Source organism: Siphonobacter sp., from assembly GCF_048595215.1.
In the GTDB taxonomy this organism is placed as follows: domain Bacteria; phylum Bacteroidota; class Bacteroidia; order Cytophagales; family Spirosomataceae; genus Siphonobacter.
Window position 1 is genome coordinate 12,323 of sequence record NZ_JBMDWJ010000261.1, and the last position, 12,727, is coordinate 25,049.

Annotated in this window: 16 protein-coding genes; 11 read left to right on the plus strand and 5 right to left on the minus strand. The window is 46.6% G+C overall.

The features are described 5' to 3' along the window. Nucleotides 1-123 precede the first annotated feature (123 nt). The 4 genes from mutY to ACOJTG_RS16080 all read left to right on the plus strand — a co-directional run bounded on the left by mutY (nt 124) and on the right by ACOJTG_RS16080 (nt 3,703). A complete protein-coding gene (gene mutY, locus ACOJTG_RS16065; RefSeq protein ID WP_420154757.1) occupies nt 124-1,191 on the plus strand; it encodes an A/G-specific adenine glycosylase in 1,068 nt (355 codons plus the stop codon). An 85-nt stretch (nt 1,192-1,276) separates the two neighbouring features. Then, entirely contained in the window at nt 1,277-1,759 is a 483-nt protein-coding gene (locus tag ACOJTG_RS16070; protein WP_420154758.1) for a single-stranded DNA-binding protein, read from the plus strand. A 187-nt stretch (nt 1,760-1,946) separates the two neighbouring features. Further along, nucleotides 1,947-3,272 (plus strand): gliding motility-associated protein GldE, encoded by a 1,326-nt coding sequence (gene gldE, locus ACOJTG_RS16075; RefSeq protein WP_420154759.1) that lies wholly within the window; start codon nt 1,947-1,949, stop codon nt 3,270-3,272. 38 nt (nt 3,273-3,310) lie between these two features. Then, nucleotides 3,311-3,703, plus strand: coding sequence for a Dabb family protein (locus tag ACOJTG_RS16080; protein ID WP_420154760.1), 393 nt, complete (start codon nt 3,311-3,313; stop codon nt 3,701-3,703). Between the two features lie 71 nt (nt 3,704-3,774). On the opposite strand, the gene ACOJTG_RS16085 is transcribed toward ACOJTG_RS16080, so the two are convergent. Both ACOJTG_RS16085 and ACOJTG_RS16090 read right to left on the minus strand, forming a co-directional pair. Next, nucleotides 3,775-4,590 carry a glucose 1-dehydrogenase gene (locus tag ACOJTG_RS16085; protein WP_420154761.1) on the minus strand — a complete coding sequence of 272 codons (816 nt, stop codon included), beginning with the start codon at nt 4,588-4,590 and terminating at the stop codon, nt 3,775-3,777. 26 nt (nt 4,591-4,616) lie between these two features. Next, complete coding sequence (locus ACOJTG_RS16090) at nt 4,617-4,808, minus strand: hypothetical protein (protein ID WP_420154762.1); 192 nt, start codon at nt 4,806-4,808, stop codon at nt 4,617-4,619. Between the two features lie 250 nt (nt 4,809-5,058). On the opposite strand from ACOJTG_RS16090, the gene ACOJTG_RS16095 reads away from it, so the two are divergent. The 3 genes from ACOJTG_RS16095 to ACOJTG_RS16105 all read left to right on the plus strand — a co-directional run bounded on the left by ACOJTG_RS16095 (nt 5,059) and on the right by ACOJTG_RS16105 (nt 6,948). Next, a complete protein-coding gene (locus tag ACOJTG_RS16095; RefSeq protein ID WP_420154763.1) occupies nt 5,059-5,568 on the plus strand; it encodes a hypothetical protein in 510 nt (169 codons plus the stop codon). A gap of 74 nt (nt 5,569-5,642) precedes the next feature. Beyond that, complete coding sequence (locus ACOJTG_RS16100) at nt 5,643-6,584, plus strand: hypothetical protein (protein WP_420154764.1); 942 nt, start codon at nt 5,643-5,645, stop codon at nt 6,582-6,584. Between the two features lie 151 nt (nt 6,585-6,735). Then, nucleotides 6,736-6,948 carry a hypothetical protein gene (locus ACOJTG_RS16105; protein WP_104714715.1) on the plus strand — a complete coding sequence of 71 codons (213 nt, stop codon included), beginning with the start codon at nt 6,736-6,738 and terminating at the stop codon, nt 6,946-6,948. A 139-nt stretch (nt 6,949-7,087) separates the two neighbouring features. Here ACOJTG_RS16105 and ACOJTG_RS16110 read toward each other — a convergent pair whose 3' ends face one another. The 3 genes from ACOJTG_RS16110 to ACOJTG_RS16120 all read right to left on the minus strand — a co-directional run bounded on the left by ACOJTG_RS16110 (nt 7,088) and on the right by ACOJTG_RS16120 (nt 8,698). Continuing rightward, nucleotides 7,088-7,321: a hypothetical protein gene (locus ACOJTG_RS16110; RefSeq protein ID WP_420154765.1), complete on the minus strand. Its 234-nt coding sequence runs from the start codon at nt 7,319-7,321 to the stop codon at nt 7,088-7,090. 348 nt (nt 7,322-7,669) lie between these two features. After that, nucleotides 7,670-8,131, minus strand: a complete 462-nt coding sequence (locus ACOJTG_RS16115) for a ferritin-like domain-containing protein (protein WP_420154766.1) — start codon at nt 8,129-8,131, stop codon at nt 7,670-7,672. A 69-nt stretch (nt 8,132-8,200) separates the two neighbouring features. Continuing rightward, a complete protein-coding gene (locus ACOJTG_RS16120; protein ID WP_420154767.1) occupies nt 8,201-8,698 on the minus strand; it encodes a hypothetical protein in 498 nt (165 codons plus the stop codon). A 164-nt stretch (nt 8,699-8,862) separates the two neighbouring features. Between ACOJTG_RS16120 and ACOJTG_RS16125 the strand changes: the two genes are divergently transcribed. From ACOJTG_RS16125 to ACOJTG_RS16140, 4 genes are all read left to right on the plus strand, one after another. Next, nucleotides 8,863-9,063, plus strand: a complete 201-nt coding sequence (locus ACOJTG_RS16125; protein WP_420154768.1) for a hypothetical protein — start codon at nt 8,863-8,865, stop codon at nt 9,061-9,063. 382 nt (nt 9,064-9,445) lie between these two features. Then, nucleotides 9,446-10,150, plus strand: coding sequence for a phosphoadenylyl-sulfate reductase (locus ACOJTG_RS16130; RefSeq protein WP_420154769.1), 705 nt, complete (start codon nt 9,446-9,448; stop codon nt 10,148-10,150). A 76-nt stretch (nt 10,151-10,226) separates the two neighbouring features. After that, nucleotides 10,227-11,168, plus strand: a complete 942-nt coding sequence (gene cysD, locus ACOJTG_RS16135; RefSeq protein ID WP_104714721.1) for a sulfate adenylyltransferase subunit CysD — start codon at nt 10,227-10,229, stop codon at nt 11,166-11,168. Nucleotides 11,169-11,262: 94 nt separating this feature from the next. Then, nucleotides 11,263-12,516 carry a sulfate adenylyltransferase subunit 1 gene (locus ACOJTG_RS16140; RefSeq protein ID WP_420154770.1) on the plus strand — a complete coding sequence of 418 codons (1,254 nt, stop codon included), beginning with the start codon at nt 11,263-11,265 and terminating at the stop codon, nt 12,514-12,516. Nucleotides 12,517-12,727 lie beyond the last annotated feature (211 nt).

Here is a 12,727-nt window from a genome sequence, read left to right on the forward strand (position 1 = left end):
AAACTAAGTGCGTAGAAGGCCTGGTTTCTCCTCGTTTTTGTCACTTTTACCTCACTTCTGCCAGTCTGTCGGCCCTCGTAAAGTGGCTTGATTCTTTTAGTTTCTTCGGCTTTACACCCTGAAATGACCAACGATTTTTTTGCTCCCCAACTACTGGCTTGGTACGAACGTTATGGCCGCGATTTACCTTGGCGACATACCACCAATCCTTATCACATCTGGCTTTCGGAAATCATCCTCCAGCAAACGCGGGTCGTGCAGGGAATGCCTTATTACTACCGCTTCATCGAAACGTTTCCAACCATTACGGACCTAGCCAGTGCCGACGAACGGGAGGTACTACGGCTTTGGCAAGGGCTAGGTTATTACTCCAGAGCTCGAAATTTGCATCGCACGGCTAAAATCGTTGTGGAAGACTACGGCGGCGTTTTCCCCACTACGTACCAGGAGCTACTGAAACTCAAAGGAATTGGCCCCTATACAGCCGCCGCCATTGCCTCCTTCGCCTTCCGCGAAAAAGTGGCGGTACTGGATGGAAACGTGTACCGGGTGCTCTCGCGTATATTCGGGATCGAAACGGATATTACCAGTCACGCTGCTAAAGCCCAATTTACTCAACTGGCCAATTCACTGATTTCGGCTGAGCATCCGGACTTGTTTAATCACGCCATCATGGATTTCGGTGCGACGCAGTGCGTACCCGTTTCACCCCAATGTATGTTTTGTACGTTTAATCAGGTCTGTGAAGCGAATCTCACGGGACGACAGAGTCAACTTCCCGTCAAAGCGAAGAAGGCGAAAGTACGTGATCGTTTTTTTCACTATGTAGTATTGGAAGACGAACAGGGTCGACTGGCCATGCGTGAACGTACCGGGAAAGATGTCTGGACGAACATGTTTGATTTTATGTTGATCGAAGACGAGCAACTGCTGGATTGGGAAATGCTTAGTCAACACGTTAGTTTGAAGCCCTTATTACCGGACTTGGTACTGCTGGATGAGTCGCCCGTGTATACACATGTACTCTCGCACCAACGTATTGAAACGCGTTTCTGGCATTTGAAAGTATCCCGACCGCTAGCCTTACCTGAACCCCTGCACTGGTATACCCCAGAAGCCATCGATCAGTTGCCTAAATCGGTCTTAGTACTCAAATTTATTACGAAGTGGATGAGTGAAATAACTGATTGATCGGTAGGGCAGTACCCGGAAATTTCGCTTTGATTTACCCGGAAAATTTCGTAATTTCACATTCAATCCTACTGACTATTTTAACATGGCACGGACGTTCAATAAAGTAATTTTAATCGGTAATCTCGGGCGTGATCCCGAGACGCGGACGCTTCCCAGCGGAGCTAAAGTAACGGAATTTAGTGTGGCTACTACTGAATCGTACACGACCCGTACGGGCGAAAAAGTAGAACAGACGACTTGGTTCCGGGCAGAAGCCTGGGAACGCCTGAGCGACATCGCTTCTCAGTATCTGAAAAAAGGAGATCAGGTGTATTTAGAGGGCCGTTTACGGATGGAAGAGTTCACCGATAAAGAGGGCAACACCCGTTCAGCTTTACGTTTACGGGTAATGGAACTTAACCTGATGGGTAGCGGTGGCCGTACTGAAGAGGGTGGTTTCACACCGGCTTCGACGAGTAGTGCGTCAGCTCCTGCGGTAGCAGCGAGTCCCGCAGCTCCCCGGCCCACTACGCCGGTGGCTCCTGCTTTCAATAGTGGTAGCGACGAAGACGATTTACCTTTCTAGGCATTAAATCTGCTGACGATAATTAGTACATATCCGTTAATCCTGATTGTTTTGCAAATCGGTCGGGGTTAACGGATTCAATTTTTTGTTACCTTGGCTTACGTTTCACCAAACGCTTCCTGACTTGGAGCCACATTTGCTCACTGAATCCGCCCTGACCCTGGGCGATATTTTAGACCCATTCCCTATGTGGGCACCTCTCGCCAACGCGGTAGGTGCCGGATTCTACATCAGCAACGGCCTTATACTGTTGTTATTACTAGCCGCCTCGGCTTTAGCCGCCGGTTCAGAAGTAGGCTTTTTTTCTCTCTCACTCGACGCCCGTAACGAAATTCGGGATAGTGACAACGCCGCCGAACGCCGGATTGCCAAATTGCTCGATCATCCGCAGTTGTTACTGGCGACGCTTCTTATCTTCAAGAACTTACTCGACATCACGCTAGTCACCTTGACCTCCATTGCTACCAAGGAAGCCCTGGGCGAAGGGGTTGCGGCTTGGGTAGGCGTAGTGATTCAAACCGTTGGCGTAACCTTTCTGATTGTATTTTTCGGTGAATTGATACCTAAAGTCTGGGCCAATCAGAATCCGATTCGCTTTCTGAAGATTACAGCTCCGGTGATTGAGGCCGCTCAGTTTCTCTTTCGGCCGATTTCAGTACCGTTGATGGGTATTTCCAATATTATCGAAAAACGGGTACAACGGAAAGGCTATACCATTACTGCCGAAGAACTCAGCCACGCTCTGGAAATCACAACGGGAAAGGATACGTCTTTGGAGCAAAAGGAAATCCTGCGGGGGATCGTTAACTTCAGTAGTATTTCGGCCCGACAGATTATGCGGTCCCGTATGGATATTACTGCTTTCGATATTGAGCTGGATTTCCACGAATTGATGGATAAGATCAATAAGTCGGGTTACTCGCGTGTACCCGTTTATCGAACGTCGATCGACAAGATTGAAGGTATTTTGTACATCAAGGATCTCTTGCCCCACATTGATAAAGACGAACATTACGAATGGCAAGCCAATGTAAGACCCGTCTATTTTATTCCCGAAAGCAAAAAGATTGACGATTTGCTCCATGATTTCCAGGAAAAACGCGTCCATATGGCCATCGTCGTGAATGAATACGGCGAAACCGAAGGGCTGATTACGCTGGAAGATATCATTGAAGAAATTGTAGGGGATATTCGTGATGAGTACGACGAAGAAGAAATTCAGTACACGAAGATTGATGAAAATACGTACGTGTTTGAAGGCAAAACGTCTCTCAACGATGTAACCAAAGTGATGAACATGGGTATCGACGTCTTTGGGAACGTACGCGGCGATAGCGAATCGTTGGGTGGATTGTTACTGGAATTATTTGGACGTCTACCCAAAGTAAATGAAGAAGTAGTGCATGATGTATTCACGTTCCGCGTACTCGCCGCTGATCAGAAACGAATCAAGAAAGTTCGCGTTTCTATGCAGCGAAGCGAAATCAAAAAACAGGATCGTACTTTAGATTAATAGCTTAATTCAGTTAAATTCTATCATAACCTCAATCCATGGATCGTCGATCATTTGTGAAAAATGCCTCCGTTGTTGCGGCTGCCGGTGCAGTAGCAGTACCCCATGCCGATGAAAAACTAACCTTTGTTCACCACGTATTTTTCTGGTTGAAAAATCCGAAAAATAAAGCCGAACATGATCAGTTACTGAATGCCCTGAAGAGTCTGGGTAAGCTGTCAGTGATCAAACACGCTCACATCGGTAAACCCGTCGTTACGGAATTCGATAAGGCGGTGACGGATGGTACCTACAGTTTCTCGGTTATGCTGGTCTTTGCGTCCGCTAAAGACGAGCAGACCTACCTGGTACACCCCGAACACAAAGCCTTCATCGATAAGAACAAACATTTGTGGAGTAAAGTAGTCGTTTACGATTCACAGTTGATCTAATCCATAGCCAGACAAAAAAGAAGGGATGCCTCAAACAGGCATCCCTTCTTTTTTTCTCTCATAAAAGCGTATTAACCATTGTCGGCAAATTCTGGATAGAGCATCATCCCGCCGTCGATATAGATCGCTTCTCCGGTGATATAGTCCGATTCGTCCGAGGAGAGCCATACAGCTAGTTTAGCCACGTCTTCCGGTTTACCGATGCGTTTGTACGGAATCAGATCCATCAGAGCAGGCATCTTTTCGGGATCACTCCATACGTCTTTATTGATGGGTGTTTTAATGGCTCCTGGGCTGATGGCATTCACCCGAATTTTCAAAGGAGCCAATTCCTGAGCGATAGACTTCATGAACATCAGTACACCGCCTTTTGAAGCGGCGTAGTTGACGTGTCCAGCCCAGGGGATCATATCATGAACCGAACTCATGCAAATGATTTTACCAATAGCGTTTGCCTCTTGGGAAGGATTCGCTTCGGCCTGCTTCACGAATTGACGGGCAGCCAGATTTGAGCAGATAAACTGGCTGGTTAGGTTAGTCGAGATGACGGCTTCCCACTGGTCAAGGGTCATTTCCAGAAAAGGAGCATCTACCTGACGACCTGAGTTATTCACGAGAATATCCAGCTTGCCGAAGGCTTCCAGCGTTTGATCAAACATTTGCTTGACATCTTCTTCTTTGCTTACATCCGCTTTCACGATAATGCCTTTGCCGCCGAAGGCTTCAATCTGAGCTAAGGCATCTTCTGCACCTTCGGATGTTTTATGATAGTTGATGACAACCGAAGCACCTTCACGGGCCATTTCGATAGCGATTGCTTTTCCAATGCCGGAACTAGCACCCGTAATCATTGCTACGGAATCTTTGAGTCGTTGATAGGAAGCCATAAGTAGTAAGTAGGATAATAGTAAAGCTAATTATAATAGGTTTCTGACAAACGGCGAGCGGGCACTTGACGCCAGGCCCATCGCCGGGCCAATTCGCTGGCCATTTTGATAGCCTCGGCTGGACTTCGTCTACCGCCCCGCATTAAACGTTTGGCAATCAGTAAGGCACGCTCCCGAGTCGTGGGCGAAAGAGTTCCTAACATTTCTTCTGATTTCATAGCTGTTTTGGGTTTTGGGGAGGATGAAAGAAAGTTTTGTGCCGGGTAGAGAAGGGGTAAACCCGTTCAAAGCATGGGTAGTCATTTCCCCAAAAACGTTAGATAAAGCAGTAGGCACCTGAATTTCTTTAATTAGAAGAAGAAAAGCACAACGGCATGGAAATTGCTAGTAAATGACTAGCATATTTTCATTTATCAATGATGACTAGGATGAGTACAATCGTTGATTACTTGTTAAGATGAACTACCCATGAAAAAAATTCTTATCTCTCTATTTTTTGTGAGCTGTACGACGCTGGTACACGCTCAAATTAAAGATTGGGCCTTGGGTCTAAAAATTGGTCAGCCTACCGGCCTTAACATCCGGAAATACGGCGACCGTAATGCCTTCGATGTAAACATAGGAACCTATGGAGGTTTGTTTGGCGGTACGAGCGACTATCGGAAGGGTAGGCTCAAGGGCGTTGGTTTTGCCATCAATGCCAATTACCTCTGGTACGCTCCCGCATTAAACGAGCGAATGTCGCTTTACGGAGGCGTTGGGGCTCAGCTAACTTCTCGGAACTATTATCCCGACATTACTAGCGATGCCCATGATCGAAGTATTGGCATTGGACCTACCGTAGTAGCTGGGGTCGAGTTCCTTTCCAAGAAAAGTCCCTATTCCCTGTTTGTGGAAGGAGGATTGTATGCTGAATTGCTTCCGGCTTTCTTTTACTTGAGCCCTCAGTTGAACGCGGGTCTGCGTTATAATTTCTAATATCCAACCAACTACCCTTGCACTAGCTGTACTAACTACCCGTAGAAACCGCTAGTGCGTTAATTGAAATAGCTATGAAACGTCACATTATTTTACTAGGAGCTTTGGCTACTGGACTTTTCTTAAGTTCATGTGCTGGACTGGATAACTTCTCCAGTAGCCTGAAACGCGGTGATTCAAACCGTACTGCTTACCGCGAAAATCGGGAAAAACAGGAGCGACGTGAAGAGAAAGAGAAAGATCGGCGTCAGGAAGAACGGGACGATAGAGAAGCCCGTCGCGATGAATCAGACATGGATCGGTACCGCGATGAAAGAAGAGATACCGATAAAAAGTACGAAGAGCGGAAAGAGGAGGATAAAAAATACGAAGAACGTCGGGATGAAGACCGGAAAGACGAAGATAAAAAGTCAGATGAACGCCGAGAGGATGAACGTCGGGATGACCGGGACCGTCGGGATGATGATCGGAACTTCTACCGTAGTGAACGTCGCGACCGGGATGAAGTAGATCGTTATCGGAATGATGATCGTCGCTACGAAGACCGCTCTCGCCGGGATCGTTATACTGATGATCGCGATGACCGGGATCGCCGCCGATACGATGATCGGTACAGTGATGACCGAAACAGCCGGCGGTATGATGATCGTGACGACCGTTACAGAGATGAGGATTGGGATCGAAACGCTCGTCGTTCTAACCGCCAGGATTCTGGGGAAGAACGGGAGAAACGCGAATTAGCCGAACGACTCGACGATCAGATTAATGAGTTAAATAACCGAATTGAGTCGTTAGACGAAAAGCAAAAAGGCGAAACCCGTCGCGAACGCCGTCGCCGCGAGGCTATGCGAGAAGACTTACAGGAGAGTCGTTCGGAGCTTTTTGAGAAGTACTACAGTATCAACCAGTCTTCGGGTCGGGAATGGAGAAAAGCCAAACGCGACGTTTCGAAGTATATGGACGATCTGGATGATAAAATTGAAGATGCCCGTAGAAGCTTGAGACGGGAAAAATAGTCTACAACTTTTCTAGTAACGAAAGACCCGCTCAGCGGGTCTTTCGTTTATAACAATCTCATTAACAAAGCTTTTGGTCTCATAGAAGAAAAGGCACAACAATTTTAAATTAATCAGTAACGAGAAATACTTCAATCAAACCACTATCCTTATGGCTCAGCAACCGATTAATACTCCGCAGAACGAGAATCCGAATATTCGTAAACTATTCATATTTATTGGTGTAGTAGTAGCTATCTGTGCTATCTGGGCCATTGTTGGAGGTCTCTTCACCAATAGTCCTACGGGCACGAAAGGCGTCGGAGCAGTAACTGATAAAGATTCAGCTTTCGTTCAGGAAAGTGATACCTTGCGTACGCAGTAAATCCTTTTAGCGGTTTAACGTATTACCTTCCTGCAAAAGACTTTATCCATTCCAATACCCACGATACTATATGCATAAAAAAAGCGGTAAGAACTGCCTGTTCTTACCGCTTTTTACTTCCCTTATAAATTGAACTAAACTAAGCTCGCATTAAGTAGTGATTGGTTGGTTCTGGTTCCAGTTCCGCCAGTCGATTGGTGAAAGTCTTGAGTAATTTCCACTGACTGGTGAGGAGTTGTCGTACGCTTTCGGGTAAATCTTCCCGTAACGCATTACGATAGAGTACTAGCAGATTCTCATCCACTTTTCTACGCAAATCTTGTTCATAGTCATCATGGTCAAGAACGTCGTTCCACTGGGGGGCAGATACCACATCATAGGACATTCTTCCCCCATAATTCCACAATTGGTTTACTAATTGGGTCTTGCATAAACTACTACTAGTCATTCCTCGCATCAGGAAAGGTTTGACTAACAAACAGTTTACGCGGGTCACTAGAGTATGATATACACGAACGCGTCCTTCATGAGCGTGTATAAGGGCATTAAGCCAATAGTCTAGGCGATGATTGTCAGCTCTTTCCATGGTCAGGGATGGTAAAATAAATTCTGTAATTGATTTAACATGGCTTTTGAAAAACAAATCGAAGAGCAACGTCTTACGTGGGTGGATACCGCATTTATGCCTAGACTATCACTAATACCATTCCAAAGCATGTTTCTACGCCTGAGAAATATTCTTTTCTTCGTTGCGTAAGGATTGAATAAGCATTAAATCCTGGGCAATAATCGTTTGTTGACCTTCTAGTAAAATCTGAATATCGGGCAGCGTCTGAATTTTTTCGTGAGCTAACGCTTCTGTATACGTGGCAAGAGCCGTTTCATCACCCGTCTCGCAAGAACTTAGAATGGCATCACGGTCTTTGCCGAGTAATTTATCTTTAATATCAATCCAGAATTGGTGAAAACGAGCGGCGGTTGTACCTGTTTCAGGAGGTGTCTGTTTGTACTTTTTCAATACCTGACCCAAATCATCCGCGAAGCCTTCGCTTTCCTTTTCCAATTTTTCAAATAATGCTTTTAGCTGCGGGTCTTCTACATCTCGGGCCGCTACCGAATAGCCTTTGGTACGATCAATATTGATTTTGACCAGCAATTCCAGCTGATCAATAAGGTTTTCCATTTCAGTTGCCATACTACTTTCGTGTGATTGGATAATGAATAAGTACGTAGTTGATTGATAAACAGATTTTTACAAAGCTGGATTGAGTCGATTTTGTTGATCTGCTTCCGAAATAGCCGTAGGTACAGGCATGGCCTCTTCGGAAGAAGAAATGTTTTCTGCTTCCCCGATTTCATCGGGACGAATAGGAGCCTGCTCTGGAATGTCCGGCATCGGAGGCGTTTCATCCGGAGCTTCCGGTACTACGTCTGGTGTTTCTTCAGGAGCATGAGGTAGATCCGGAAAGGTACCGGGAACATTCGGTAAGTCCGGCTGGATTTCGGGCGTCGGCGGTGAGGTAGGCGGCACTTCAGGCACTGAGCCCGGAAAAACGTTCTGTACCGATCGATCTTCCTGCTGACGGGTTTCTTTCGGATACGCCGATTCATCACCTAATCCTAAAGGACCTTCGTTTTCCTCCATGGATTTTTCAAGTTCTAATTCCTGAGCTGTTTCAGAAGGGGTATCCCGATGAATTTCAGAAGATTTTTCTCCGGGAGCCGGACGCGTAGGTTGGATCGTTTCCATAAGATGAGGTATATTAGTTATAGAAATAACCTAAGGAGGGGCAAAAGTAATGCCACTCTCTGTACCCTTTGATCCGTCCCAAATTGGGGAAAACCTACGCGTTACGCTGTAAAGCAGGGCGGTATTAAATTTTAACAAGGCTTACTTACTAAACTCAGCTATGTATGGAAAATCAAGAATCGCAAAAGCCAGAACCTACCGTAGAGAAGTTTTTAGAGCAGGTAGAAAAAAAGAATGCAGAAAATGAAGTAAGCCAGGAAAAAGAAAATCTTGAGCACAAACGTCACAACGATGAAGAGTTTAAAGAGCTCTCACAACAGGAAGAAGAAAAGGCTCGTGAGGCCGAAAAATTTGTAGGTAGCTGATCCGCTCCATACGCTACCCATAAAAGCCCCGCTCTACGACGAGCGGGGCTTTTATTTTGGTCCAAGTCAGTAAAAACCGGTACGGGAGAAGAAAAGCGGATCAGATAAATCTATCCTTATTTTTGTGTTGATACGCTTAGATAGAAGAGGAAGTAAGTGAATTGTTTTGAATAAATACTATTGATTATTAGAACTTTATGGAGAATGGCGTAAAGCTGGTACGGCTTCGGCTTTCATAAAATTTGCTAAAAGGCAGCGTCCGAACGAACAGTTTTCCTGATAAAATCGGTTAATCATTCTATCTAATTTATAGACATTGTCTAATTTTGTCGATAGTATATAAAAAACGAAGGATCGGCAGCGGAAGAACCCCGTGAAGCGTATGAACAACGAAGCATTAATACAGGACTTAAGACCCCAGCTGGAAATCCTAGAACCCGCGGAGGCAATTGCTTTACTTACCGAACGATTTCCCGGAAAAGTAGTATTTTCAACCTCGCTAGGTCAGGAAGATCAGGTCATTACCGATATTATTTTTCGTAACCACTTGCCCGTACGGGTCTTTACTTTAGATACGGGTCGTTTATTTCAGGAAACCTACGAGTTGATGGATGCGACGCGGGCCAAGTACAACCAGACCCTGGAAACGTACTTCCCCAACACGCAACGCGTAGAAGCACTGGTTCAAGAAAAAGGATTCAATAGCTTTTATTATTCGGTTGAAAATCGGAAAGAATGTTGCTTCATCCGTAAAATTGAACCGCTGAAACGGGCCCTGACCGGAGCCGAAATCTGGATTACGGGCCTACGGGCGGAGCAATCGGAAAACCGATCCGACATGCCCGTTCTGGAATGGGATAACGGAAATCAGGTACTCAAATACAACCCGCTCATTCACTGGACCTACGATCAGGTACTGGCTCATTTGTCGGAATACCGCGTTCCCGACAATCCATTACACCGCAAAGGCTTCATCAGTATCGGCTGTGCCAGCTGTACTAGGGCTATCGAGCCGGGCGAGCACCCCCGGGCTGGCCGCTGGTGGTGGGAAGAATCGAAAAAAGAGTGTGGCTTACACTCAGCGTAGAAGTATCGTCTAAACAATAGATCATTTCCGGGAGGCCCTTCGAAGACCAACCACGGAAATCTTTACAAGTCTGACTATGAGTTCATTCGGAGATAAATCCTTGATTCCTACCTCTGCTCTGGAAAAGCCTGTTTTCCCCCGTGAGCTGGAAGATGAAGCTATTTACATCATGCGGGAAGTAGCCGCTCAGTTTGAGCGACCCGCCATTCTGTTTTCGGGAGGAAAGGATTCCATTACCCTGGTACGACTGGCTCAGAAAGCTTTTTATCCGGGGAAAATTCCTTTCCCGCTGTTGCACGTGGATACGGGACATAACTTTCCGGAAACCATCGAATACCGCGACTGGCTGGTGAAGGAAGTAGGAGCTGAGCTGATTGTTCGTTACGTACAGGACTCCATTAATCAGGGAAAAGCTCAGGAAGAATCCGGAAAATACGCTTCCCGTAATGCTTTACAAACAGTAACGCTGCTCGACGCCATTGAAGAATTCAAGTTCGATGCCTGCATTGGTGGGGCTCGTCGGGACGAGGAAAAAGCCCGGGCGAAAGAACGGATTTTCAGCGTACGCGACGATTTCGGGCAATGGGATGCCAAGCGGCAACGCCCCGAGTTGTTCGATATGCTGAACGGACGCATTTCCGTGGGCGAAAACGTTCGCGTATTCCCCATCTCCAACTGGACCGAACTCGACGTTTGGAATTATATCAAGGAGGAGGGTATTCCCCTGCCTTCCATTTATTTCTCGCACCAGCGTCCCGTATTCGAGCGGGATGGGATGCTCTGGGCCGATTCCGAATACATTAATAAAGATACCGACGAAATTCCGTTCGAAGCGACGGTTCGATTCCGTACCGTGGGTGATATGACCTGTACGGCAGCCGTCCTGTCGGAAGCAACGGAACTAGACGATATTATCGGAGAAATCCTGTCCGCTGAAATCTCAGAACGTGGGGCCCGTATGGATGATAAACGCTCGGAAGCGGCCATGGAAAAACGCAAGCAACAGGGTTATTTCTAAGCGTTAACCGGACGATTAGCAGAGAAAATTAGTATTAAAAATCTTCAACGGGGCAAGTCGGAGCTAGGGCTTTACGTAATCCCCTTTTGTATACATGGACATTTTACGCATTGCTACCGCTGGCTCGGTTGACGACGGAAAGAGTACCTTGATTGGCCGTCTCTTGTACGAAACGCAATCCATTACCCGCGACAAACTGGAAGCCCTGGATTCGGCTAGTAAACGCAAAGGGCTGGATTTTCTGGATCTTTCACTGCTGACGGATGGTCTGATTGCCGAACGCGAGCAGGGCATTACGATCGACGTAGCTCATATTTATTTCAGTACCCCCCGTCGTAAATACATCATTGCCGATACGCCGGGTCACTTTGAGTACACGCGGAACATGGTAACGGGAGCCTCCAATGCTAAAGTTTCCCTGATTCTGGTGGATGCCCGGCACGGCGTAGTGGAACAAACGTTCCGACATTTCTTCATTTCGGCGATGTTACGCATACCGAAAGTGATTGTCTGTGTGAACAAAATGGACCTAGTTGGCTACAGTCAGGAACGTTTTGAGGAAATCAAACGGGAATTTGAAGCCATTGCTGCCCAGGTGCAGTTTGATGGACAAAGTATAGAATTCATCCCCATTTCGTCTTTGTACGGCGTAAACGTTACGAAGAAATCCGAGGAGATTTCGTGGTACATGGGGCCCTCTTTGCTGGAGACGTTAGAGGCCATGGACGATCAGATAAAAGTGGATTCATCGCAGGCCGCTCGTTTTCCAGTTCAGTACGTAGTTCGTCCCAAAACGGAAGAATACCACGATTATCGTGGATACGCCGGTCGAGTGGCCAGCGGTACGTTTTCGGTAGGGGATGAAGTAGTCGTATTGCCCACGGGTCAGCAGTCGAAAATTGCTACCATCGAACGCTTTGATGAGCAACTGGAACAGGCTCACGCTCGGGAGTCGGTGGTACTAACGCTGGAGAAAGATATTGACGTTTCGCGGGGCAATATGCTAGTGAAAGTGGGGCAAGAACCCATTCAGCATCGGGAATTTTCGGCTCAGGTTTGCTGGCTGGATTATCAAGCGTTGACACCCGGTAAAACGCTGTTATTACAACACGGCATCAACGATACGAAAGCCAAAGTACTGGCCTTGGAAGAACTCATTGACGTACAGTCACTGGAAAAGAGTTCCTCGCCTAGTCAACTTAAATTAAACGAGATAGGGTCGATTCGACTCAAAGTAGCCAAGCCGGTTTTTGCGGACGTTTACGCTGAGAACCCCGCCAACGGAGCCTTCATTTTAGTGGACGAGTTCTCGCACGCCACTGTTGGAGTAGGCTTTGTACAGGTGTAAGAACTTAAAAAAACATTTTGACCAAATGAGCTAGTGCCCGTCCAATACGTAGATGTGCCTAGTTTTAAGGTGTTTAGTGGATATTTAGATAAGCCTGGAACTACTGGTTCTGGGCTTTTTTGTTGGCCAAAGGTAAACCCAGTAACGTTGCGGGGGGGGGTAGTCGTAACATTCGCTACGGATGCAGCTCTTTCGAATTACAAAGCTGATA

Excerpts from the sequence above, each read along its gene's own strand:
- ACOJTG_RS16140 (WP_420154770.1), top strand. The coding sequence starts at position 11,263 with ATGGACATTTTACGCATTGCTACCGCTGGCTCGGTTGACGACGGAAAG.
- ACOJTG_RS16120 (WP_420154767.1), bottom strand. The coding sequence starts at position 8,698 with ATGGAAACGATCCAACCTACGCGTCCGGCTCCCGGAGAAAAATCTTCT.
- mutY (WP_420154757.1), top strand. The coding sequence starts at position 124 with ATGACCAACGATTTTTTTGCTCCCCAACTACTGGCTTGGTACGAACGT.
- ACOJTG_RS16125 (WP_420154768.1), top strand. The coding sequence starts at position 8,863 with ATGGAAAATCAAGAATCGCAAAAGCCAGAACCTACCGTAGAGAAGTTT.
- gldE (WP_420154759.1), top strand. The coding sequence starts at position 1,947 with ATGTGGGCACCTCTCGCCAACGCGGTAGGTGCCGGATTCTACATCAGC.
- ACOJTG_RS16100 (WP_420154764.1), top strand. The coding sequence starts at position 5,643 with ATGAAACGTCACATTATTTTACTAGGAGCTTTGGCTACTGGACTTTTC.
- ACOJTG_RS16080 (WP_420154760.1), top strand. The coding sequence starts at position 3,311 with ATGGATCGTCGATCATTTGTGAAAAATGCCTCCGTTGTTGCGGCTGCC.
- ACOJTG_RS16070 (WP_420154758.1), top strand. The coding sequence starts at position 1,277 with ATGGCACGGACGTTCAATAAAGTAATTTTAATCGGTAATCTCGGGCGT.
- ACOJTG_RS16115 (WP_420154766.1), bottom strand. The coding sequence starts at position 8,131 with ATGGAAAACCTTATTGATCAGCTGGAATTGCTGGTCAAAATCAATATT.
- ACOJTG_RS16085 (WP_420154761.1), bottom strand. The coding sequence starts at position 4,590 with ATGGCTTCCTATCAACGACTCAAAGATTCCGTAGCAATGATTACGGGT.
- cysD (WP_104714721.1), top strand. The coding sequence starts at position 10,227 with ATGAGTTCATTCGGAGATAAATCCTTGATTCCTACCTCTGCTCTGGAA.
- ACOJTG_RS16095 (WP_420154763.1), top strand. The coding sequence starts at position 5,059 with ATGAAAAAAATTCTTATCTCTCTATTTTTTGTGAGCTGTACGACGCTG.
- ACOJTG_RS16105 (WP_104714715.1), top strand. The coding sequence starts at position 6,736 with ATGGCTCAGCAACCGATTAATACTCCGCAGAACGAGAATCCGAATATT.
- ACOJTG_RS16130 (WP_420154769.1), top strand. The coding sequence starts at position 9,446 with ATGAACAACGAAGCATTAATACAGGACTTAAGACCCCAGCTGGAAATC.
- ACOJTG_RS16090 (WP_420154762.1), bottom strand. The coding sequence starts at position 4,808 with ATGAAATCAGAAGAAATGTTAGGAACTCTTTCGCCCACGACTCGGGAG.